The 24,347-nt window shown below is 68.2% G+C and carries 12 protein-coding genes; 7 read left to right on the forward strand and 5 right to left on the reverse strand.

Annotation, left to right across the window (positions count from 1 at the left end; all coding sequences use genetic code 11):
* Positions 1 to 85 precede the first annotated feature (85 nt).
* The 5 genes from G6N49_RS22110 to G6N49_RS29230 all read left to right on the forward strand — a co-directional run bounded on the left by G6N49_RS22110 (position 86) and on the right by G6N49_RS29230 (position 4,258).
* A complete protein-coding gene (locus G6N49_RS22110; RefSeq protein ID WP_083044538.1) occupies positions 86 to 382 on the forward strand; it encodes an Rv0250c family protein in 297 nt (98 codons plus the stop codon).
* A 97-nt stretch (positions 383 to 479) separates the two neighbouring features.
* Positions 480 to 1,298 carry a succinate dehydrogenase subunit SdhC gene (locus G6N49_RS22115; RefSeq protein WP_011557681.1) on the forward strand — a complete coding sequence of 273 codons (819 nt, stop codon included), beginning with the start codon at positions 480 to 482 and terminating at the stop codon, positions 1,296 to 1,298.
* Between the two features lie 41 nt (positions 1,299 to 1,339).
* Complete coding sequence (locus G6N49_RS22120; protein WP_011854310.1) at positions 1,340 to 3,286, forward strand: fumarate reductase/succinate dehydrogenase flavoprotein subunit; 1,947 nt, start codon at positions 1,340 to 1,342, stop codon at positions 3,284 to 3,286.
* Entirely contained in the window at positions 3,283 to 4,035 is a 753-nt protein-coding gene (locus G6N49_RS22125; protein WP_011557679.1) for a succinate dehydrogenase/fumarate reductase iron-sulfur subunit, read from the forward strand. The genes G6N49_RS22120 and G6N49_RS22125 overlap by 4 nt, the downstream gene beginning before the upstream one ends.
* Before the next feature lie 61 nt (positions 4,036 to 4,096).
* Positions 4,097 to 4,258 (forward strand): hypothetical protein, encoded by a 162-nt coding sequence (locus tag G6N49_RS29230; protein ID WP_011854309.1) that lies wholly within the window; start codon positions 4,097 to 4,099, stop codon positions 4,256 to 4,258.
* Positions 4,259 to 4,269: 11 nt separating this feature from the next.
* Here G6N49_RS29230 and G6N49_RS22130 read toward each other — a convergent pair whose 3' ends face one another.
* Positions 4,270 to 4,755 carry a flavin reductase family protein gene (locus G6N49_RS22130; RefSeq protein WP_011854308.1) on the reverse strand — a complete coding sequence of 162 codons (486 nt, stop codon included), beginning with the start codon at positions 4,753 to 4,755 and terminating at the stop codon, positions 4,270 to 4,272.
* Positions 4,756 to 4,856: 101 nt separating this feature from the next.
* Here G6N49_RS22130 and G6N49_RS22135 point away from each other — a divergent pair, with 101 nt between their 5' ends.
* Positions 4,857 to 5,525 (forward strand): GAP family protein, encoded by a 669-nt coding sequence (locus G6N49_RS22135; protein WP_011557676.1) that lies wholly within the window; start codon positions 4,857 to 4,859, stop codon positions 5,523 to 5,525.
* Between the two features lie 48 nt (positions 5,526 to 5,573).
* Here the strand turns inward: G6N49_RS22135 and pe are convergent, their stop codons facing one another.
* Genes pe through G6N49_RS22155 form a run of 4 tightly spaced genes read right to left on the reverse strand, consistent with a single transcriptional unit; the run spans position 5,574 to position 12,973 of the window.
* Entirely contained in the window at positions 5,574 to 6,707 is a 1,134-nt protein-coding gene (gene pe / locus G6N49_RS22140) for an acyltransferase PE (RefSeq protein ID WP_064916455.1), read from the reverse strand.
* A 49-nt stretch (positions 6,708 to 6,756) separates the two neighbouring features.
* A complete protein-coding gene (locus G6N49_RS22145; RefSeq protein ID WP_011854306.1) occupies positions 6,757 to 8,529 on the reverse strand; it encodes an AMP-binding protein in 1,773 nt (590 codons plus the stop codon).
* Positions 8,529 to 11,525 carry an MMPL/RND family transporter gene (locus tag G6N49_RS22150; RefSeq protein WP_064916452.1) on the reverse strand — a complete coding sequence of 999 codons (2,997 nt, stop codon included), beginning with the start codon at positions 11,523 to 11,525 and terminating at the stop codon, positions 8,529 to 8,531. The genes G6N49_RS22145 and G6N49_RS22150 overlap by 1 nt, the downstream gene beginning before the upstream one ends.
* Before the next feature lie 26 nt (positions 11,526 to 11,551).
* Entirely contained in the window at positions 11,552 to 12,973 is a 1,422-nt protein-coding gene (locus tag G6N49_RS22155; RefSeq protein ID WP_064916453.1) for a condensation domain-containing protein, read from the reverse strand.
* Between the two features lie 247 nt (positions 12,974 to 13,220).
* Between G6N49_RS22155 and G6N49_RS22160 the strand changes: the two genes are divergently transcribed.
* Positions 13,221 to 24,275, forward strand: coding sequence for a type I polyketide synthase (locus G6N49_RS22160; protein WP_083044537.1), 11,055 nt, complete (start codon positions 13,221 to 13,223; stop codon positions 24,273 to 24,275).
* Positions 24,276 to 24,347: the final 72 nt, after the last annotated feature.

Genomic DNA, 24,347 nt, shown 5'->3' on the forward strand with positions numbered 1-24,347 from the left:
GATCTGTCTCACTCTTAAGTGAGTGATGTGGCTAGCATCGGTTGCGTACTGTGATTCACGACACCCTTCAGCCCAAGGAGGTCACTTGTCCACCACGACCGGTTTCGCCGAACTGCACGAACTCATCGGCGGCCTGCGACGCTGCGTCACCGCGCTGGCGTCCCAGTACGGCGACTCCCCGGCGATGCGCCGCATCGTCAACGATGCCGAACGCATCCTCAACGACATCGACCGTCTCGACATCGATGCCGAGGAACTCGAACTCGGCCGCGGGTTGAGCAGACATCGCCACGTCGGCGAGAAGATCCCGATCCCCGACACCCAGTACGACACCGAATTCTGGCGCGGTGTCGACGACGAGGGCCTCGGCGGCACCCACTGAGCGGTCGCGGGCGGCCCGCCGCCCGCACCACCACCGGCGTGACAGCGCCGACCGCGGGTTACCGCATGCCCGCCCCACCGATACCCGAAAGGCAACCGTGAGCGCACCGACCGCAGACCGCGAGGGCACCGGCGTCTACTCCGCCGGCCGCGCCAAGATCCCGCAGCGGACGTTGCGCACCGACCGTTGGTGGGTGCCGTCGCTGTTGACCAACCTCGGCCTGGCCGCGTTCGTCGTCTACGCGACGATCCGGGCGTTCTGGGGCAGCGCCTACTGGGTGGCCGACTACCACTACCTGACGCCGTTCTACTCACCGTGTGTCAGCAAGGGCTGCATCCCGGAGGCCAGCCACTTCGGCCAGATTCTGCCCGACGTCTGGTGGCTTCCGTACGCGGCGTTCTCGCTGCCGTTCCTGCTGCTGTTCCGGCTGACCTGTTACTACTACCGCAAGGCCTACTACCGCTCGGTGTGGCAGTCGCCCCCGGGATGCGCTGTGGCCGAACCGCATTCGACCTACACCGGTGAGACCAAGCTGCCGCTCATCATGCAGAACCTGCACCGCTACTTCTTCTACGTCGCCGTGCTCATCTCGCTGATCAACACCTGGGACGCGATCCTGGCGTTCCACTCCCCCAGCGGATTCGGCTTCGGACTCGGCAACGTCATCCTCGTCGTCAACGTGGTGCTGTTGTGGACCTACACGATCTCCTGCCACTCCTGCCGGCACGTCACCGGCGGCCGCCTCAAGCACTTCTCCAAACACCCGGTCCGGTACTGGATGTGGACTCAGATCAGCAAGCTCAACACCAGGCACATGCAGTTCGCGTGGATCACGCTGGGCACCCTGGTGCTGACCGACTTCTACGTCATGCTGGTCGCCAGCGGCACCATCTCCGACCTGAGATTCATTGGCTGAGTAGTGATTTCACACACGCACGAAACGACGAGTGAGGTTTGATGGCGGCGAGCGACCCCCGACCCGGCGACTCCAGCGGTATCGAGAGACACCAGTACGACGTGGTGGTCATCGGTGCCGGCGGCGCGGGTCTGCGAGCAGTGATCGAAGCACGCGAACGCGGCCTGAAGGTCGCCGTGGTGTGCAAATCGCTGTTCGGCAAGGCGCACACGGTGATGGCCGAGGGCGGCTGCGCCGCATCGATGGGCAATACGAACCCGAAGGACAACTGGCAGGTCCACTTCGGCGACACCATGCGTGGCGGCAAATTCCTCAACAACTGGCGGATGGCCGAGTTGCACGCCAAGGAGGCGCCCGACCGGGTGTGGGAACTGGAGACCTACGGCGCGCTGTTCGACCGCACCAAGGACGGCCGGATCAGCCAGCGCAACTTCGGCGGTCACACCTATCCGCGGCTGGCCCACGTCGGTGACCGCACCGGCCTGGAGATCATCCGCACCATGCAGCAGAAGATCGTCTCGCTGCAGCAGGAGGACAAGGAGGAACTCGGCGACTACGAGGCCCGCATCCGGGTGTTCGCCGAGTGCACCGTCACCGATCTGATCAAAGACGGGGATCGGATCGCGGGAGCCTTCGGCTACTGGCGGGAGAGCGGCAGCTTCATCCTCTTCGACGCACCCGCGGTCGTGCTCGCCACGGGCGGAATCGGCAAGTCCTACAAGGTCACCTCGAACTCGTGGGAGTACACCGGCGACGGACACGCGCTGGCGCTGCGGGCCGGCGCGACCCTGATCAACATGGAGTTCATCCAGTTCCATCCCACCGGCATGGTGTGGCCGCCCAGCGTGAAGGGCATCCTCGTCACCGAGGGTGTGCGCGGTGACGGCGGTGTGCTGAAGAACTCCGACGGCAAGCGGTTCATGTTCGACTACATCCCCGACGTGTTCAAGGGCCAGTACGCCGAGTCCGAGGACGAGGCCGACCAGTGGCTCAAGGACAACGACTCCGCGCGCCGAACCCCCGACCTGCTGCCCCGCGACGAGGTGGCCCGCGCGATCAACACCGAGGTGAAGGAAGGTCGCGGCACCCCGCACGGCGGCGTCTACCTCGACATCGCGTCGCGCATGAGCTCCGAGGAGATCAAGCGGCGGCTGCCGTCGATGTACCACCAGTTCATGGAGCTCGCCGAGGTCGACATCACCACCGACGAGATGGAGGTCGGGCCCACCTGCCACTACGTGATGGGTGGCATCGAGGTCGACCCGGACACCGGCGCCGCCAAGACGCCGGGCCTGTTCGCCGCCGGCGAGTGCGCCGGCGGTATGCACGGGTCGAACCGGTTGGGCGGCAACTCGCTGTCGGACCTGCTGGTCTTCGGCCGCCGCGCCGGACTGGGCGCCTCGGACTACGTACGCGCTCTCGGCAACCGGCCGACGGTGTCGGAGGAGGCCGTCGAGGCGGCGCGCAAACTGGCGCTCGCCCCATTCGACGGGCCGAGCGACGGTCAACCGGAGAACCCCTACACCATGCAGCTCGACCTGCAGGACACGATGAACGAGCTGGTCGGGATCATCCGCAAGGCCGACGAGATCATCGAGGCCCAGGGCAAACTCGACGAACTGCGCGATCGGTTCAAGCGCATGAAGGTCGAGGGTAACCGGCACTTCAACCCCGGCTGGCACCTCGCGATCGACCTGCGCAACATGCTGCTGGTCAGCGAGTGCGTGGCCAAGGCGGCGCTGGAACGCACCGAGAGCCGCGGCGGCCACACCCGCGACGACTACCCGTCGATGGAAGCGGAGTGGCGCAGAACGCTGCTGGTGTGCCGGGCCCAGGGGGACGACGTCGTCGTCCCGAGCGTCACCGTCACCCGCGAGGACCAGGTGCCGATGCGCGACGACCTGCTCGAGCTACTGGACATCGAAGAACTCCAGAAGTACTACACCGACGAGGAACTCGCCAACCACCCGGCAAGGAGGGGCTCATGAGCTACCAGGCGAAGATGCGGGTGTGGCGCGGCGACGACGAGGGCGGCGCACTGCAGGACTACACCGTCGAGGTCAACGAGGGTGAGGTTGTCCTCGACATCATCCACCGCCTGCAGCAGACGCAGACCGGTGACCTCGCGGTGCGCTGGAACTGCAAGGCCGGGAAGTGCGGATCGTGTTCGGCGGAGATCAACGGGCGGCCGCGTCTTCTGTGCATGACCCGGATGTCGACGTTCGGCGAGAGCGAGACGGTCACGGTGACGCCGCTGCGGGCGTTCCCGGTGATCCGCGACCTCGTCACCGACGTGTCGTTCAACTACGAGAAGGCCCGCGAGATCCCGTCGTTCACCCCGCCCAAGGATCTGCAACCCGGTGAGTACCGGATGGCGCAGGAGGACGTGAACCGCTCGCAGGAGTTCCGCAAGTGCATCGAGTGCTTCCTGTGCCAGAACACCTGCCACGTGGTGCGCGACCACGAGGAGAACAAGAAGGAGTTCGCCGGGCCCCGCTACCTGATGCGGATGGCCGAACTGGACATGCATCCGCTCGACGTGCACGCCCGTCGCGCCGAGGACTCCCAGGAGGTGCACGGCCTCGGCTACTGCAACATCACCAAGTGCTGCACCGAGGTCTGCCCCGAACACATCAAGATCACCGACAACGCGCTGATCCCGATGAAGGAGCGCGTTGCCGACCGCAAGTACGACCCGGTCGTCTGGCTGGGCAACAAGCTGTTCAGGCGGAAGTGATCCACGTCACGCTCGGGTAGCCTCGGTACCAAGCAGCCAATCAACGACGAAAGGCAGCCTGATGACCCTCAGTCACACGCACAGCCTCAACGACATCCGAACGGCGATCCGGGAGTTGTCCACGCGCGCCGACCTGGCCCGCAAGGAGGGCCGGCCCAGCGATGCCGCCGAGATCGAGCGGCGGATCCAGGGTTATCGCGAGGAACTCGCCCAGCGCCCCTAGACCCCGTCGCGTCACCCGCCGAGACGGCGGAAGGTGCTGCGGTGGAACACGATCGGTGCGACGTCGGGGTGGACGGTGATGTCCTCGACGCGCAGGATGACGATGGTGTGATCGCCCGCCTCGACGAGGTCGTGCACCGAACTGTCCAACCACACGCTGGTGCCGTGGATGAACACCGCACCTTCGTCGGTCGACGTCGTCTCCAGCCCGGCGAACCGGTCACCGGCCTTGGCCGCCAGCGTGCGCGCGGCCGCGTCGTGCGATTCGCCCAGCACGCTGATGCCCAGGCGGGGCAGATCCTTGAGTTTCGGCCACGTCGTCGAGGTGTTCTGGACGCAGAACGACACCAGCGGTGGGTCGAGGGACACCGGGACGAAGGTGCTCGCGGCCAGGCCGACGCGAATGCCGTCGACCTCCGCCGCGATCGCGATGACACCGGTCGGGAAGTGACCGAAGGCCTCGCGCAGCGTGGCCGGGTTCAGATCGATTGCGCTCATCGCCGTCCATCTTCACACGGGCGTCGGCGAGGAGCCATGGTCTGAGTCCCGGTGAGCGGAAACCGGCGCGGCGCCCCCGGGGCGGTAGCCTGACGCTCATCATGTGGATCCCGCTCCTGGTGATGGCCGTCGCGGTCAGCCTGGAGCCGTTCCGGGTCGGGATGACGGTTCTGATGATCAACCGCCCGCAGCCGCGGCGGCAGTTGCTCGCTCTGCTCGCCGGTGGTTTCGCGATGGGCCTGACCGTGGGCGTGATCGTGCTGTTCGTGCTGCGGCCGGCGCTGGACTCCGCTCACTTCACCCTGCCGGTGGTGCAGATCGCGGTCGGCGCCGTGGTGCTCGTCAACGCCGCGCTGGTGGCCACCGGCGTGTGGGGCCGCGGCCGTGACGCCGTGAGCCTGGCGGACACGAGGTTCGGACCGCTCGCGACGCGCACGCGGCGGCTGCTCGACGGGCGCTCGCTGTGGACGGCGGGGATCGCCGGCCTCGGCATCGCGCTGCCGTCGGTCGACTACCTCGCCGCGCTGGCGCTCATCGTCGCGTCCGGTGCCGCGACCACCGTCCAACTCGGCGCGCTGATGGTGTTCAACGTGGTGGCGTTCGCGCTGGTCGAGATCCCGTTGCTGTGCTACCTGGTGGCCCCGGAGCGCACCCGCGCGGCGCTGTCGGCGCTGTACGAGTGGTTACGCGCGCAGGGCCGGCGCGGGGTCGGCGCCCTGCTGGCCGTGATCGGCTGCGTGCTGCTCGGCGTCGGCTTCGCGGGTCTGTAGCGATTTCGGCGTGCGCAGTCGCGCTCACCGCGACCAAGCACGCCGAAATCACCGGGTCGGCTGGTTGTTCAGGACGTACTGGAGTCCCGACAACAGCTGCGACACCGGATCGGCGGCGCCGCCGAAGGCGGCCTGCGTCGCCGGCGCGGTGACCTCCGCGGGGTCGTAGCCGTTCACCGGGTCCACGGTGATCGGGGCGGTCAGCGGATCGTCGTTGCGGGAGTAGCCCGCGTCCACGTACGGCTTGAGCACCGAGTCGAGTTCCATCAGCGTGTCCTTGGGCACCCCGAGGTACTTGAACGGCAGCACCAGCGGGAGGTGCTCCTCGGGGATCATGAACGTGGTGGTCTTCGCGCCGCGGGAGTTGACGGTGGTCCGGATGTTGCGCTCCGGCACCATGCTCGGTTCGGTGAAGGCGACCGCGGTGTGACCGGTCGCCAGGCCCACGATCGCATTGGCGACGGAGATCCAGTTGTCCGGCCGGTCCGGCCAGTCGGCGATGCTGTCGTACGCGGAGACGAAGTGGTAGGTGTCGTACTGGCTCTCCACCGGCGCCGGGATCCGGTAGTCGAGCGACGGCACGACGCTGCCGACGGGGAAGTTCTGGGTCAGGAAGCTCTCGCCGAAGGCGTGCCGGGCCACCGGGTCGCCGTACATCGCGAAGCTCAACTCGTCCGGGGGCGGGGCGGCCGGGTCGTAGGCCAGCTTCGCCTGCACGTCGTTGAGCACCATCGCACCCTCGGACAGGCCGATCGCGGTACCGCGACCACCCTCCCGGACGGCGTTGATGACGTTCGGTGTGCCGACGTCGACCGACTCACCGACGCTGGGACCGTCGATGCCCAGTCCGGGGAAGGAGTCGTCCAACCGGCCGATACCGGGGAACAGCCGCTCGAGAGTGTGCCCCTGGACCTGCCCGGCCGGGTAGTCGACGATCTGCCGGTCCAGACCCGGGAACCAGTCCGAGCCGGTGCGCATGATGTATTCGTCGTAGGGGATGCCCAGCACGTGCGCACCGCCGAGGGCGTAGGCCCTACCCGGTGTGCCCAGCGGCGGCGGACCGTCGGCCGGGGCGGGCGGCGGCGGGACCGGTGGCTCGTCGGCCGACGCGCTGCCGAAGCCGAAACCGCCTGCGGCGCCGATGATCGTCAGCGCAGAACCGAATGCGAGAAGCCGTCTCATAATCGTTTCGCGCACCTTCCCGCCCTGCTCGGCCGCACCGGGCCCGACATTACCCCGCCAGGTGCCCATGCTGCCCCTTCCCGCCGTCGAGCCGGGCGAACCCGTCCTTCCGATACAACTCCGCGGAGGCGGTGCGCCGGATCTTGCCGCTCGTCGTGGTGGGAATCGACCCGGATGCCACCAGCACGACGTCACCGACGCTGATGCCGTGCGCGTTGGAGATCGCGGCGGTGACGTCACTCTTGAGCTCACCGAAGCGGCTTACCGCATCCTCGTCGAGGACGGGCGGCTCCTTGAGTTCGATGACGGTGACGAGGCTTTCGGTGCTGTTCACCGGGACCGATACCGCCGCGACCCGACCGCGGGTGATCTCCTGCACCGTCGCCTCGATGTCCTCGGGATGGTGGTTGCGGCCGCGGATGATGAGCAGGTCCTTGATGCGGCCGACGATGAACAGCTCGCCCTCGTGGATGAACCCGAGGTCGCCGGTTCGAAGCCACGTCCCGCCCGGTGTGCCGGGCGACGGGTCGACGAGTGTGGCGCCGAAGCACCGCTGATCCTCCGGCGGCCTGCTCCAGTAGCCGGCCGCGACGTTGTCTCCGTGCACCCAGATCTCCCCCACCACGTCATCGGGGCACTGCCGGTGGGTGTCGGTGTCGACGATCCGCACCACCGGTGACTGCGGCACGTCGTACTTGACGAGCGCCGTGCCCTTCCCGGGTGCGCACGGCACCACGCGGCCGGCGCCCAGCTCGTCGGCATCGAAGTGTGCGGCCGGTGACGTCTCGCTCCACGTGCCCGATGCCACGAAGACCGTCGCCTCGGCCAGGCCGTATGACGGACGCAGCATGTGGTCGTGGAAGTCGAAGTGGGCGAACCGATCCGCGAAGCGTTCCAGGGTGGCCGGCTCGACCCGCTCGGCGCCGTTGATGATTCCCCGCACCCCGCCGAGGTCGAGACCGGCGAGGTCACTGTCGCTGGTCTTGCGGGCGGCCAGGTCGAAGGCGAAGTTGGGCGCCGCCGAGAAGGCGTGCGGGTTCTCGGCCAGCGCTCGTATCCACCTGGCCGGCCTTTCCAGGAAGGCGACCGGACTGGTCAACGCGGCGGGATGGCCGCTGAGGATCGGTACGCAGATGCCCAGCACCAGACCCATGTCGTGATAGAAGGGCAACCACGATACGAACGTGGTGGTGCTCGAGGGTCCATCGCCGGCGAAGAAGGTGCGCATCACCTGCTCGTAGTTCGCCTGCAGGTTGCGGTGCGAGATCATGGCCCCGGTCGGCAGCCGGGTGGAACCGGAGCTGTACTGCAGATACGCCGTGGCGGGGAGGCCGGCCGGATCGAGGCGGATCTCGCCCTCGGCGTCCAGGTTCAGCGCATCGATCTCGACGATCTTCGGCACGGTGTCCAACGGTGACGCATCGACGAAATCGCCGACGTCGCCCGCGGTCGACGACGTCGTGAAGACGACGGCCGGTTTCGTGTCGGTGAGCACCGCGCTCACCCGGTCATGACCCGAGCCCCGGTGCGGCAGCGGGAGCGGGACCGCCACGAGCCCGGCCTGCATGGCGCCCAGGAACGCCAGGACGTATTCCAACCCCTGGGGCGCGAGGATCACCGCCCGATCGCCGAACGACCCGTACTGGCGGATCTCGCGTGCCACGCTCATCGTCCGGCGGGCCAGCTGTGCCCACGTCAGCGTCTCCGGGACGCCCGCCGGGTCGCGGTCGTAGTGGGTGAAGGTGAAGGCGATGTCGTCGGGGCGCAGGCTGGCCCGCCCGTGCAGCATCGACAGCATCGACGACTCGGACGTCGGTGTCATCACGGGTGCGCACCGATCCGCTCGGCGCCAGGCGATGCGGTGACTCGCGACGGCCACCAGTTCGCGCGCCCGACGAGTGCGGCGATGGCGGGCACCGTGATGGTGCGTACGACGAAGGTGTCCAACAGGATTCCCACCCCGATCACGAAACCGCCCTGTACGACGATGCCGATGCTGGCGAACAACAGACCGGCCATCGAGGCCGCGAAGATCAGACCGGCCGCGGTGATCACCCCGCCGGTCGAGCCCAGCGTGCGGATGACGCCGTAGCGCACACTGTGCGGCGATTCGTCCCGCAATCGCGAGACGAACAGCATGTTGTAGTCGGCGCCGACCGCCACGAGCACCACGAACGCCAACGGCGGCACGCTCCAGTGCAACTCCTGGCCGAGCAGCACCTGGAATGTCAGGACCCCGATGCCGATCGCCGCGAAATACGACAGCACCACCGAACCGACGAGATAGAGCGGGGCGATGAGCGAACGCAGCAGCACCGCCAACGTCAACAGGACCACGATGAGGGTCACGATGATGATGAAGCGGATGTCGCGCTCGTAGTAGTCGCGGGTGTCGCGCAGCGAGGCGGGGAAGCCGCCCATCGAGATCGAGGCGTCGGCCAGTGTGGTGTTCGGTTGGGCACCCCGGGCGACGTCGTTGATCGTGTTGACCTGATCCATGGCCTCGGGGCTGAACGGGTTGAGGCTGGTCTGCACGAGATACCGCGCCGAATGGCCGTCCGGCGAGATGAAGGTTTCGGCAGCCTTCTGGAATTCGACCGCCCTGAGCACCTCGGCGGGGATGTTGAACCCGGCCATCGACGAGCCCGCCGCGTCCTTGCGCATCGTCAACAGGAACGTCGACGCCTGGTCGAGACCGTCGGCCATCACCTTGATCTGCTCGACGAGTTCATCGACGCCGCCGGCCACCTGCCGGCTTCCGCTGGCCAGTCGGTCGGCGCCCTGCCGGACGTCTCGCAGACCCTTCTGCGCCTCGGCCGGCGAATCCAGGCCGAGGTCGTCGACGGCCTTGACGATGTTCGTCATCGCCGCGTTCAGCGTCTTGACCGTCGAGTTCAGCGACTGCCTGTCGTCGAGACCCTCCAGTTCTCCGGCGAGGGTGTTGATCCGCTCCAGCCGGCCGTCCTCACGCGCGTCCATCAGCTTCTCGAACTGCATGCGGGTGTTGACGCAGGACGGATTCGCGTCGCAGACCGCGTTGCCGTTCAACGCCATCAGGACCGGGCCGATCCAGCCGAACATGTCCCTGACGGCGGCGAAGTTGACGCCCATGGACAGGCCCAGTTCGTTGACGCTCTTGACCAGCTTTGCGGCGGTGTCGACGTCGCGCACCAACCGGTCGCCGCCGTACTCGACACGCACCTGCGTGACCGCGTCCAGCAGCGTCTGCAGGCTCGGGGCGACCTCGTTCACCTGTGCGCGCACGTCGCCGAGGGTGTCGGCCAGTGTCGTCGCCCCGGCCGCCAGTTCGTCGAGGTCACCGGTGCGCCGGTCGATCTGGGCGGAACCGGCGGCCAGCCGGTCACCGACGATGCCCGCCTGGAACGTGGCGCGGAACTCCGGCGGCACCTCTCCCAGCGGTCTGGTGACGCCGCTGACCAGGGATACGTCGGGCAACTGTGCGATCCGCGAGGCCATCTGCTCCAGGTCCGCCAGCGCCTGTGGGGTGCGCAGGTCGCGTGGCGACTGCACGAGGATGTACTGCGGGATGGACTGACTGATCGGGAAATGACGTTCCAGTGCGGCGTACCCGATCGAACTCGGCGCCGAGTCGGCGACGACCTCACGATCGTCGTAGTTGAATCGCGCGAAGCCCGCGGCGCCGCCCAGCAGCAGCAACACCAGCACGCTGGCGATCAGATGCGGCACCGGCCTGCGGACGATGCGGATTCCCGAGCGTCGCCAGAACCGGGAGGTCAGTTCCCGCCGCGGTTTCACCCAACCGCGCGGCCCGGCGAGCACCAGGATCGCCGGCAGCAGCGTCATCCCGGCCAGGTAGGCGACACCGATGCCGATCGCCGCGGACACCCCGATCGTCTTGAACACCCCCATCTGGGCGAAGTTCATGACGAGGAAGGTGAGGCCGACGGTGACCGCGGACGCGGTGATCACCTTGCCGATCGAGATCATCGCCGACCTGACCGCCTCATCGAAGCCGGAACCTGACCGCAGATAGTCGTGATAGCGGCTGATCAGGAAGACCGCGTAGTCCGTTCCGGCGCCGGCCATGATCGCGCTGAGGAACACCATCGACTGGTTCGACACCCCCGAGCCGGTCAGGTGCGAGTAGGCGGCCACCACGCCCTGCGCGATCATCAGCGACGATCCGATCGTCACCAACGGCAGCAGCATCGTCACCACGCTGCGGTAGACGAGCAGCAGCACCCCGAGGACCAGGACGGCGATCGCGATCTCGATGGGCAGCCGGTCCTGCTCACCGGCGACGGTGAGGTCGGCGACGGTGGCCGCGGGGCCGGTCAGGTACACGTCGAGCGTGTCGCCGTCGGGGAGCTTGTGTTCGACGACGTCGGACACCCGGTTGAACGAGTCGAAGGCCCGCGGTGTGCCCAGCTCACCCTGGAGGCTGACCGGCAGGACCCAGGTCGTCTTGTCCTCGCTCGTCAGGAACTGGCGCAGCTGCGGCGTGCTGACGAAGTCCTGCACCGACACGACGTCGGCGGGGTCGTCGCGCAGCGCGTCGACGACCTCGCGGTAGGTCACCTCGTCGGCGGGCTCGAGCCCCGTCTCGTTGATGAACGCGACGACGAGCAGGTTGTCCGATTCGGACTGCTGGAACGCCTCCGCCATCTTCTGCGCGGCCACGCTCGACGGCGCATCGCTGGGCAGGATCGCGAGCGGATGCTTCTGGGCCATCTCGCCGAGGGAGGGAAACGACAGCGGCAGGGCGACGGCCATCGCCACCCAGACCCCGATCACCACCCAGGGCCACCGCACCACCAGATCGGCTAACCGCCGCATATCGCCCTCACCCTCGCCGCTTCACGCTATGCGACGCGTCCCCAGTGCCCGCTGTCGGCGACCAGCGCCGAAACGGTTCTCATCGCCTGCATATAACGGGTCACCGATTTCTCGGCGACCGGATTGTCGGGATGCATGATCGCCATCACCGTGCCCTCGCCGTATCGGAATATGTAAATGGTGAGCTGATAGGAGAACCGGCCGTCCGGATAGATCCCGATGTTGTCCGCGAGGCCCATGTCAGCCGCGGCCAGAACGGCGTTGAGCGGGGCGGCGCCGGCATGGAAGAAGTTCGACACGGGGAAATTCGGTTGCGGCCAGTTCAACCAGGGCGCCAATTCCAGCACCCGGTAGTACGGCACTTTTGCCATATTCAAATTCGAGTCGAATGAAGCCTGCGCCGCCCACGCGGCATCGGCGAATGACCCCGCGCCGATCGGCACGGTGATCGGGATCAACCCGGTGAACCAACCCTGGGTCATGAAATTGTCGGTGGCGTTGCGCGAATCCCTCGGAGTGAGACCGTAATACGTGAGCGCACCCGTCAACTCGTGCTCCACCTGAGCCAGACAGGCGAACAGGCCCCCGACGAAGCGGGCACCGGCGGCCGCACACGCGGCGTCGAAGCGCTCCGTCTGGGCGACGTCCATCAGGACCTCGGTGGTCATGCTACTTCTGGTCGCTTCCTGCGGATTGCCCAGCGGAAGCGGGAATTCCGGGAAGCCGCCACCGTTGCTGTCGGCGAAGTCGATCCACGCCTGCACATCCTTGCTGTCCACGGTCAGATCCGCCGTGCGCTCGCGCTCGCGAACACAGAACTCGTCGAAGCTACCGGCCTCGGGAAGCGTGAGCGCCTCACCGCCGCCGCTCAGCGCGGAATACATTCCGTTGGCTTCCAACATTGTCGTACCGATCAATGTCGCGTCGCCGTGAACGTGGTCCATGGCCGCGAAGAATGTGAAATCGCCGTCGTTCTGGATGATGCCGAAAGTGAAGCAGGCCCACTCCAGCGGACTCGGTATCCCGACGACGTGCGCCTGTATCTCGTCGACGGTCATGCTGCCGTGATGGACGGGGACGAATTCGATGTCCGCCGGATCCTCGAGGGCATGCCTGACGAACTCCCCGTCACCGATGTCTTCGAACCAACTGCGGAAAGTGTCGTGCCGACGCAGATAGTTGTTCACGGCGTGGTCCATCGCCGCGATCTCACACTCGCCCGACACTTCACAGCTCGCGATGATCTGCCGGGAGAAGTTCAATCCCGCGCCCGTCCGTTCGCGGTAATTCCGAAGATGTTGGCGCTGCATGTAACTGATGGGCACCGAGCTGACCGGCGCTCGACGCGCCTTTTCGGCAGCCGCCGGAGTCGGATGCCAGGACGTGACAGTGCCCGGTTTCAGCGCCCATTCGTCGAGACCGCCGATGGTGATCTTCCCTATGCGCAAAGCGTTTTCCTCCCCGCTTCGGCCGGTTCGTGCCGGTATCCGGATCCGGCTCGAGCCGTCGCCGGTCAACATACTCTCGCATCCGACGCCGCGGCCCCGCGCCGACCGCAGAAACGATCAGCAGCACTCGCGCATCTCACGGGAACATGCCCTAGTGTGCGACCCGGGAGTTTATTTTGCGTCGCGACAGTGGATGTCCCACAGGGGTCGTGCACTGACCGCAGACGCAAGGGAGGACACGAACGGCATGGAGTCTGCCGCATATCCGCACGTGCCGGCCAACCGATTTGCCATCGTCGGCTACGCGGCTCGGTTTCCAGGGGCACAGGACGCAGACGAGTTCTGGGACCTTTTGCGGGACGGTCGCGAGGCGATTTCGGAAGTCCCCCAAGACCGCTGGAATGTCGACGAATTCTTCGACCCGGAACCGGGGGCGCCCGGTAAGGTCGTGACCCGCCGTGCGGGGTTCGTCGACGACGTGACCGGGTTCGACGCGCCGTTCTTCGGCATGTCGACGCGCGAGGTCAGGTTGATGGACCCGCAGCACCGGCTGCTGCTCGAGACGGCGTGGCGTGCGGTCGAACATTCGGGCACCGCGCCAACGGATCTGGCCAACAGCAACACCGGAGTCTTCGTCGGTCTGGCCACCCACGACTACCTGGGCATGGCTTCGGACGAGCTCAGCTACCCCGAGATCGAGGCCTACATGGCCATCGGTACGTCGAATGCGGCGGCGGCAGGCCGGATCAGCTATCGGCTGGGCCTGCAGGGGCCCGCGGTCGCCGTCGACACCGCGTGCAGCTCGTCGCTGGTGGCCATCCACCAGGCGTGCCAGGCGCTGCAACTGGGCGAATGCGACCTCGCGCTGGCCGGCGGTGCGAACGTCCTGCTCACCCCCGCCACCATGATCACGTTCTCCAACGCGCACATGCTCGCACCCGACGGCCGGTGCAAGACCTTCGACGCCGCCGCGGACGGTTACGTACGCGGTGAGGGATGCGGCGTCATCGTCATCAAACGCCTCGAGGACGCGCTGCGCGACGGCGACCGGATCCGGGCGGTGATCCGCGGCAGCGCAATCAACCAGGACGGTGCTTCCGGCGGTCTGACCGTGCCGAACGGTGTTGCCCAGCAAAGGGTTATCACCGATGCGCTCAAACGAGCGGGTGTTCGGGCCGGCGATGTCGGATATCTGGAGGCGCACGGCACCGGAACCTCGCTGGGCGACCCGATCGAGGCGCAGGCCGCAGGTGAGGTGCTCGGCGCCGGACGCGAACCGAGCCGGCCGCTGCTGATCGGCTCGGCGAAGACGAACATCGGGCACCTGGAAGCGGCGGCGGGGATCGCCGGCGTCATCAAGGTGATCCTGTCGCTCGAACACGAGACCCTGCCGAAGCACCTCAACTTCACCACCCCGTCGCCGCACATCCCGTGGGACCGGCTCGCGGTGAAGGTCGTGACGGAGTCCACGCCCTGGGAGCGCAACGGCCGGCCGCGCATCGTCGGGGTGAGCTCGTTCGGGTTCGCCGGCACCAACGCCCACGTCATCCTCGAAGAGGCACCCGAGTCGACCGTCACGCCCGCGGCGACCCCCGAACCCGGCGAGCGGTTCAGCCTCCTTCCCCTCTCGGCGCGGACACCGTCCGCCCTGGTGCGGATCGCCGATCGGTACCGCAGCTGGATGACCACCCATCCGGAGGCCACGCTGGCCGACGTCTGCTTCACCGCGAGCACGGCGCGCGCACACCTGGAGCAGCGAGCCGCACTGGTGGTCGATTCGCGGGAGTCGGCGGTCGAACTGCTCGGTGCGCTGGCCGAGGACCGACCGGCACCCGGCCTGGTGCGGGGCGAATCCCATGACACACCGAAGACGGCGTGGCTGTTCACCGGGCAGGGCAGCCAGTACCCGGGCATGGCGCGGGAGCTGTTCGACACCGAACCGGTGTTCGCCGAGACGATGAAGCAGTGTGCGGCCGCGGTCGCCGATGTGCTCGAAAAGCCGTTGCTCGACGTGATATTCGATGCCCACGGTCCAGAGGCTGCCGAGACGTTGCGGCAGACCTCGTACGCGCAGCCCGCCCTGTTCGCCGTCGAGATGGGCCTGGCCCGGCTCTGGCAGTCGTGGGGCTTCGAACCCGATGTGGTGCTGGGCCACAGCGTCGGCCAGTACGCGGCGGCCTGCGTCGCGGGTGTGCTCGGCCTCGAGGACGGTGCGCGGCTGATGGCAGAACGCGGCCGCCTGTTCGGCAGCCTGCCCGCGGGTGGCCGCATGGTCGCGGTGTTCACCGCCGCCGAACGGGTCGAGAACATCACCGACGAGTACCCGCGCCTGTCGGTCGCGGCCTACAACGGCGCCAACACCGTATTGTCCGGCCCGGCAGGCGATCTGGAAAAGGCCGTCGCCACGCTGGCGGCCGACGGTGTCCGGTGCGACTGGTTGGACACCAGCCACGCTTTCCACTCGGCGCTGCTCGACCCCATCCTCGACGAGTTCGAGTCGTACGCGCAGCAGATCGAATACGCCGCCCCGCAACGGGTTCTGATCGACAACCGCACCGGCGCCGCACTCGGCTGGAGCGCGAAACTCGACGGCACCTATTGGCGCAGGCACGCGCGCCAACCCGTGGAGTTCGCCAAGAGCGTGCGCACCCTTGCCGAACTGAACTGCAAGGTCCTGCTCGAGATCGGTCCGCGACCGGTGCTCACCGCCGCAGCCCTTTCGGCCTGGCCCGACCCCGCCACCGCGCCGCGGGCGATCGCCTCGCTGCGGCGCAACACCGCCGACCACCGGCAGATCACCGAAGCCCTCGCCGACGCCTACGTCCTGGGCCACCGGCCCGATTTCGCGGCGATTCAGCGGCCGGACGCGCACAAGCTCGACCTGCCGACGTATCCGTTCGAGCACCGCCAGTACTCGTTCCGGGACAACCAGGCGGAACGTCCCGAACAGGCAGGCCCGCCGATCCATCAGGCCGCGCGCACCGAGGCGGTCGGCCTCCTCGAGGACGGCCGGATCGAGGAACTCGCGGCCCTGCTCGGCGACACCGACGGTGATCGGCAGACCTTCGACGTGCTGAGCAAGCTTGCGGCACAACACAACCAACAGCGTACGAGTCAGTCGATCACCGATGACCGCTACGAGATCCGCTGGGAGGAGCTCACCACCGCATCGCCGGCGGCGACCGGCGAGCCGTCCACGTGGATCATCGTCGGCGACGACACCGACGCCGCCCGTCCGCTGATCGACGCGGTGACCGCCCGCGGCGACCGCCACCGGCTCGTCGGGTCGCCGGTGTCCGACGCCGACGAGGCGTCCCTCGCGGATGCGTTGCGCGCCTCAGTGGACGACGTATCGGCGCCAGGGGGCGCTGTCCGCATCCTGCACATCGCGGCCCTCGACGCCACCACCGCACCGTCGATGCGGACCCTGCTGAGGATGCAGCACCGGATCCTCAACAGAACCCGACGGCTCTTCCATGCCGTGACCACCACCGGACTGCGCACCCCGATCTGGCTGATCACCCGTGGCGCACAACGAGTCACGGCCACCGACACCGTCGCGCCCGATCAGAGCGCGTTGTGGGGATTCGGACGGGCCGCGTCGCTGGAGCTTCCGCACCTGTGGGGCGGGTTGGCCGACCTGCCGACCGGTCCCGGTGCGAGCGAAGACGAATGGTCCCGGCTCCTCGACCGGATCGGCGCGCCGCGACAGTCGGATGTCACCGAAGACCAGGTCGCGCTGCGCGACGGCGCCGTCCACGTGCCCCGGCTGGTCCGGCGGACCGGGCAGCCCAGCGGTGCTCCGCTGCGGCTGCGGAGCGACGCAACGTATCTCGTGACCGGCGGGCTGGGTGCGATCGGCCTGGAGATCGCGGGATACCTGGCCGCGCACGGTGCCGGGAACGTCGTGCTGACCAGCAGGCGCGCACCCGGCGATGCCGCGCAACAGCGCATCGACGCGCTGCGCGACAAGTTCGGCTGCGCGATCCGGGTGGCCACCGCCGACGTCGCCGACGCGCACGACGTGGCACGCCTGTTGGCGGGTGTGCAGGCCGAGCTACCGCCGTTGGCCGGCATCGTCCACGCCGCCGGTGAGATCGGCACCACCGCACTGAGCGCGATGGACGACGAATCCCAGCAAGCCGAGGTCGATCGCGTCTTCGCCGGAAAGGTCTGGGGCGCCTGGCATCTCAGCGAGGCGGCGGTCGACCTGCAGCTCGACTTCTTCATCAGCACCTCGTCGATCGCCTCGGTCTGGGGTGGGTTCGGTCAGACCGCCTACGGGGCGGCGAACGCCTTCCTCGACGGACTGGCCTGGCGCCTGCGCGAACAGGGTATCGCCGCGACCAGCGTCAACTTCGGTCCGTGGTCGGCGGGGATGGCCGACGCGGAGTCCCGCGCGCGCCTCGAGCAGCGCGGAGTCCGGACCCTCGACCCGGCCGATGCACTGGCCGGCCTGGCCGACGTCGTGGCTGGTCCTGCGCCTCAGGGCGTGATCGCGCGGATCGACTGGGCCCGTTTCCTGCCGCTGTACCAGCAGGCGGGCAGGCGCGCGTTCCTGACCGAGTTGGAGCGCGAGGTGCCGGTCGCGTCGACGGATGCGGCGCCGGCGGTGACGGCATCCGGGAAGACCCCACTGGTCGAGCGGCTCTCGGGTGCCCCGGTGCAGCAGCGCAAGAAGTTGCTCACCGACTATCTGCGGGACGCGGTCGCCGAGGTGACACGCGTCGATTCCGCCGAGATCCGCGAGGACGCAGGGTTCTTCGACCTCGGGATGGATTCGCTGATGGCCGTCGAACTGCGGCGCCGCCTCGAACAGGGTGTCGGCAAGGAGATCCCGGTCACCCTGGTGATGGACCATCCCCGCCTGTCCGACGCGGCCGACTACCTGCTCGGCGAGGTGCTCGGCCTGTCCGAACAGGCGCCCGCCGAATCCCGGCCCGCGCTGGCGTCTCTGGCCTCCGAGCGCACGGACGACCCGATCGCGATCGTCGCGGTCTCGTGCCGGTTCCCCGGCGCTCCCGACCCGGAAGCCTTCTGGGATCTGCTCTCCGGTGGTGTCGACGCGATCCGGGAGGTCCCGGAGGATCGGTTCGACATCGACGAGTTCTACGACCCGGATCCGGACGCCGCAGGCAAGACCTACACGCGCTTCGGCGGATTCCTCGACGGGATCGACGGATTCGACCCCGAGTTCTTCGGCATCTCCCCCCGTGAGGCCGTCTGGATCGAACCGCAGCAGCGGCTGATGCTCGAAACGGTCTGGGAGGGCATCGAAAGAGCCGGCCTGTCCCCGGCGGATCTGCGGGGCAGCCGGACCGGGGTCTTCGTGGGCGTGGCCGCCAACGAGTACGCCCACCTGCTGTCGTCGGAGTCGATCGAGAAGATCGAGCCCCACTTCATCACCGGTAACGCGCTCAACGCCATCTCCGGCAGGGTCGCCTTCGCGCTGGGCCTCGAGGGTCCGGCGGTCGCGGTGGACACCGCGTGCAGTTCGGCGTTGGTGGCCGTCCACCAGGCCGTTCAGGCACTGCACTCCGGGGACTGCGACCTGGCAGTGGCCGGCGGGGTGAACGTCCTGCTCAGCCCGGTGACGGTGGTCGCCGCCTCGCGCGCGCGGATGCTCTCCCCCGTCGGTCGGTGCAAGACCTTCGACGCCTCCGCCGACGGCTACGTGCGCAGCGAAGGCTGCGGCATCCTGGTGCTCAAGCGACTCAGCGACGCGGTGCGCGACGGAGACCGGGTCTGCGCGGTCATCCCCGGCACCGCCGTGAACCAGGACGGCGCCTCCAGCGGTCTGACCGTGCCCAACGGTGGTGCGCAGCAACGCCTCATCAAGACCGCACTGACCCGCGCCGGCCTGACGGGCGGTGACGTCGACTACCTCGAGGCACACGGGACGGGCACCCCGCTGGGTGATCCGATCGAGGTGCAGGCGGCCGCCGCCGCCTACGGCGCCTCCCGTGACGCGGACCGGCCACTGCTGATGGGATCGGTCAAAAGCAACATCGGTCACCTCGAATCCGCCTCGGGCGCAGCAGGTCTGATCAAGGTCGTGTTGTCGCTGCAGCACGGCGTGCTGCCGCAGAGCCTGCACTTCGACAACCCGTCGCCGCACATCCCGTGGGATTCGCTGCCGGTGCGGGTCGTCGACGAGGCGGTGCCGTGGCAGCCCAACGGCAGGCCGCGGCGCGCCGGGGTGAGTTCCTTCGGGTTCACCGGCACGAACGCGCACGTGTTGGTAGAAGAGGCGCCGCAGGCACCGGTGTCCGAGGACCAGGAGTCCGACACCGACGATCAGCCCGTCCACGTCCTCCCGCTGTCTGCCCGGTCACCGGAGGCACTGGTGGCGTTGGCCCGGCGTTACGACTCGTGGCTGGGCGCGCACCCGGACGCCGACCTCGCCGGCGTGTGCTTCACGGCCGGTACGGGTCGTTCGCATTTCGAACATCGCGCGGCGATGGTCGTGGATTCGGTCGCCAGCGCCCGCCAGGGTCTGGCCGACCTGGCCGACAACCGCACCCGCCCCGGTGTCGTGCGGGGTGAGCACACGAACCGCCCGACGACCGCGTGGTTGTTCACCGGACAGGGCAGCCAGTACCCCCGGATGGCGCGCGAGTTGTTCGACGCCGAACCGGTTTTCGCGGAAACCGTGACGCGATGTGCGGACGCGGTCGACGGTATGCTGCCGCTTCCGCTGCTCGAGGTGCTGTTCGCCGCTGACCGCGAGACCGCCGAACGGTTGCGGCACACCTCGTACGCGCAGCCCGCGCTGTTCGCGGTCGAGATGGGCCTGGCCCGGCTGTGGCAGTCGTGGGGTGTCACACCCGACGTGGTGCTGGGGCACAGCGTGGGCCAGTACGCCGCGGCGTGCGTGGCCGGGGTGTTCAGCCTCGAGGACGGCGCCCGGCTGATGGCCGAACGCGGCCGGATGTTCGGCAGCCTGCCCGAGGGCGGGCGGATGGTGGCGATCTTCGCCGACGCCAAACAGGTCGAGCAGATCGCCGGTGAGTTCGCGCGCGTGTCCGTCGGCGCCTACAACGGACCCAACACCGTGCTCTCCGGTCCCGGTGAGGATCTGGAACAGATCGTCGCCCGGTTCGCCGACGAGGGGATCCGCTGCACCTGGTTGGAGACCAGTCACGCCTTCCACTCCGAACTGCTCGATCCGGTGCTCGACGAGTTCGAGTCCTACGCGGCGCAGTTCGAGTTCGCCGCCCCGACGATGCCGTTGGTGTGCAACCGGACCGGCGCGGTACTGACCGGGCAGACCCCGCTCGATGCGCAGTACTGGCGGCGGCATTCGCGCCAGCCGGTGCAGTTCGCCGAGAGTGTGCGCACCGTCGCGGCGCTCGGCTGTTCGGTGCTGATGGAGATCGGTCCGCAACCCGTGCTGACCGGGGCCGCGGTGCAGATCTGGCCGGAGCACCTGGCCGCTCCGCGGGCGATCGCCTCGCTGCGCAAGGGCGTCGGCGATCGGCGTCAGATCGCCGATGCGCTGGCCGCAGCCTATGTCGGCGGCCTCCGGCCCGATTTCGCTGCGCTGCAAGGTCAGCCGCATCACCGGCTCGAACTGCCCACGTATCCTTTCCAACGTCGACGGTTCTGGCCGAAGACGTCGAGCATCACGGTGGACGGTCCGGCGACGTCCGGAATCCTGGGCAGTGCCAAGGATCTCGCGTCCGGCGACACCGTCTACACCAGCAGGCTGTCCGTCAAGTCGCAGCCGTGGCTGTCCGACCACGTCATCTACGGCACGGTCGTCGTCCCCGGAGCCACCTATGCGGCAATGGCGTTGGCCGCGGTCGGTACCCCGGCGCGGGTGAAGGACGTGTTCTTCTACGAACCGATCATCCTGCCCGAGAAGAGTTCTCGCGAAGTGCAGCTGACCCTGCACATGCTCGGCGACGGTGAGCAGAAGTTCCAGGTGCACAGCCGTTCGTACGGTGTGCGGGACGCCGAGTGGTCGTTGAACGCCGAAGGCACTGTGGTGCGGGGTGTCGACGACGCGCCGGTGTCGCAGGATGATCCGGTCGACGAGGCGATCGAGCGGTGCAACCGCATGCGTCCGCAGGAACTGTTCGAGACCTTCGCCGACATGGAACTGGCGTGGGGTCCGACCTGGTCCGGATCCCTGAAGTCGCTGTGGCTCGGTGACGGTGAGGCGATCGGTGACGTCCTCGTCGGCGCGGAACTCGCCGAACAACTCGGCAGCGAGCCGATCCACCCGGTGCTGATGGACCTGTGCACCGGCGTCGCGTTCCCGGCGTTCCCGGCGCTTCTCGCCGCCGAGCAGGGGGTGAGCGATCTGTTCCTGCCGCTGAGGTACGGGCAGGTGACGTTGCAGGAGAAGATGCCTCGGCGGTTCTACTGCCGCGCCAAGTGGCACCACAGCGAACTGGACAGTGAGACCCAGGTCTTCGACCTCGACTTCATCAGTCGGGACGGCCGCCCCCTCGGCGGTATCCGCGAGTTCACGGTCAAACGCGCACCTCGCGAGGCGCTCCTACGCGGCCTGGGCGGCGACGCCACCCGGCTGCTCTACACCCTGGGCTGGCACGAGGTGCCGTTGCCTGCGGTGGATCCGGCTGACCCCAACGGCAACTGGCTGATCGCCGGGTTCGACGAACTGGCCGACGCGGTCCCCGGATGCATCCCCTTCGACCGGACGACGGATCCGGAGCCGCTCGGCCAGCTGCTCACCCAGGCACACGAGCGCGGTATGGCGTTCTCCGGTGTCGTATGGCGTGCCTCCGCACCGAAGCCGGACGAGTCGAGCGCCGATGTCGCCGCGCGGATCGAGACCGAGATCGCCAACCTGCTCAGCGCGGTGCACGCCGTGCAACGCGGTGAGGTGAAGCTGCCGGGGGGTCTGTGGATCGTCACCGAGCGGGCGGTGGCCTGCGAATCCGGTGAACCGGTCGACCCGGTGCAGGCGGCGCTGTGGGGCTTCGGGCGTACCACGATCAACGAGGAGCCGGCGCTGCGCTGCAAACTCGTCGACTGCGACGGATCCCCGGAAGCGGTCGAGGCGCTGAGTGCCCTGCTCACCACGCCGGTCGACGAGCCGGAACTCGCACTGCGCCAAGGGAAGTTGCTCGCGTCGAGGTTGTTGCACTGGGCGCGCAGCGGTCATCTCACGGTGCCGCGATCGACCGACTACGTCCTGGCGCCCACCGAACGCGGCGCGATCGACAACCTGCGGCTCACCGAGACGGAGGTGCCGCCGCCGGCCGAGGGCTACGTGCAGGTGAAGGTGGAGGCCGCAGGCCTGAACTTCCGCGACGTGCTCAACGTCCTCGGGCTCTACCCCGGTGACCCGGGACCGATCGGCGGCGACTTCGCCGGTGTCGTCACGCAATTGGGTGACGGGGTCGGTTCGGGGCGAGCGGAGCGACGGGATGGAATCAAGCTCGAGGTGGGTCAGCGCGTCTACGGCTTCATGCAGGGCGCGTTCTCGAGCCGGTTCAACGTGCCGGCCCAGTTGCTCGCGCCGATCCCCGACGGGGTGGGCGCGGTCGAGGCTGCCACGATTCCCGCTGCGGCGCTCACGGCCCGCCTCGCGTTCGACTGGGCGCAACTCGAGCCCGGCGATCGGGTGCTCATCCACGCTGCCAGCGGTGGCGTCGGACTGGCCGCCATCCAGCTGGCCCAGCAGCACGGCGCCGTCGTGTTCGCCACCGCGAGCACCTACAAGCGCGCGACGCTGCGCAAGATGGGTGTGGAGTACGTCTACGACTCGCGCAGTACGGATTTCGCCGACCAGATCCTGGCCGACACCGACGGCGCAGGCGTCGACGTGGTGCTCAACAGCCTGACCAACGAGGGGTTCGTCGAGGCGACCGTGCGCGCCACCGCGCAGAACGGCCGGTTCGCCGAGATCGCCAAGCGCGACATCTGGACGCACGAGCAGATGGCGGCGGCCCGTCCCGACATCTCCTACGAGATCGTGGCTCTCGATACGGTGACCATTCAGGAGCCCGAGCGCATCCGCGGGCTGCTCGGCGAGGTGTCGGACGGGCTGGGCAAGGGTGAGTGGGCGCCGTTGCCTGCCGAGATCTATCCGCTGACCGAGGCCAGGGCCGCGTTCCGGCGCATGCAGCAGGCTCGCCACATCGGCAAGATCGTGGTGCAGATGCCAAGCCCGCTGCAGCCGCGTCCCGACCGCAGCTACCTGATCACCGGTGGCCTGGGTGCGATCGGCCTGCACACCGCGTCGTACCTGGCCCAACTCGGCGCAGGCGACATCGTGTTGACCAGCCGTCGGGAACCCGATGCGGACACTCAGCAGGTGATCGACGAGATCACCGAGCGCCACCGCTGCCGCATCCACACCTTCGCCGCCGACGTCGGCGACGAGTCCCAGGTCGAGGAACTGCTCGAGCGGATCCGCGCGGAGCTGCCGCCGCTCGCCGGTGTCGCACATCTGGCCGGTGTGCTCGACGACGCGCTGCTGTCCCAACAGAGCGTGGAGCGGTTCCGAACCACGCTGGCGCCCAAGGCGTTCGGCGCCTACCACCTGGACCACCTGACCAGAGACGACGATCTGGACTTCTTCATCGTGTCCTCGTCGGTGTCGAGCCTGTTCGGATCCCCCGGCCAGGCCAACTACGCCACGGCCAACGCACTGCTCGACGGACTGGTCGCGCGTAGAAGGGCGCACGGCCTGCCGGCCACCGGTGTCAACTTCGGTCCGTGGGCACAGGGCGGCATGGCATCCTCGGAGGCCGCCACCGCCAACATCAGTGCCCAGGGCCTGGTTCCGCTGGAGCCGTCGGCGGCGCTGAGCGCACTCGCCGAGGTCGTCGCGAACGGCACCGCGCAGGCCACCGTGATCAAGGCCAACTGGCAGCGTGCGGCCAAGGTGCTGGGCGCATCGCGGCCGCCGATCCTCGATCTGGTCCTGCCGAGTGCGGCCGGGGAGGTGACCGGTGACAGCGAACTGCTCCGGCAGCTGCAGGAGATCCCGGTCGCGCAGCGGGCCGGGTTCGTCACCGAGTTCCTCCAGCGCGAGGTGCAGAACTTCCTGCGACTCGCGCAGCCGCCCGCCGCGTCGAGCCGGTTCCTGGATCTCGGTACGGATTCCCTGATGGCGATCGAACTCCGCAACCGGTTGCACAGTCAGTTCGGCGGCGCGTTCACGATCAACGCGACCGCGGTGTTCGACTACCCGACCATCGGGGGGCTCGCCGAGTATCTGGTGGGTCAGCTGCCCGACGCCGAATCACCGCCGGCGGCAACCGCCGATCCGGTGGCCGCCGGAGACGACAGCGGCGGCGCGCCGGAGGTGGAAGGTGGTTAGTTGCCAAAACTCCACGGCCGCGTCGTGTTCGGTCGACATTGCGTCGTCAAAGGGATCTGATGTCGAGCTGGT

Origin of the sequence: Mycolicibacterium monacense, assembly GCF_010731575.1 — a bacterium.
Taxonomy (GTDB): domain Bacteria; phylum Actinomycetota; class Actinomycetes; order Mycobacteriales; family Mycobacteriaceae; genus Mycobacterium; species Mycobacterium monacense.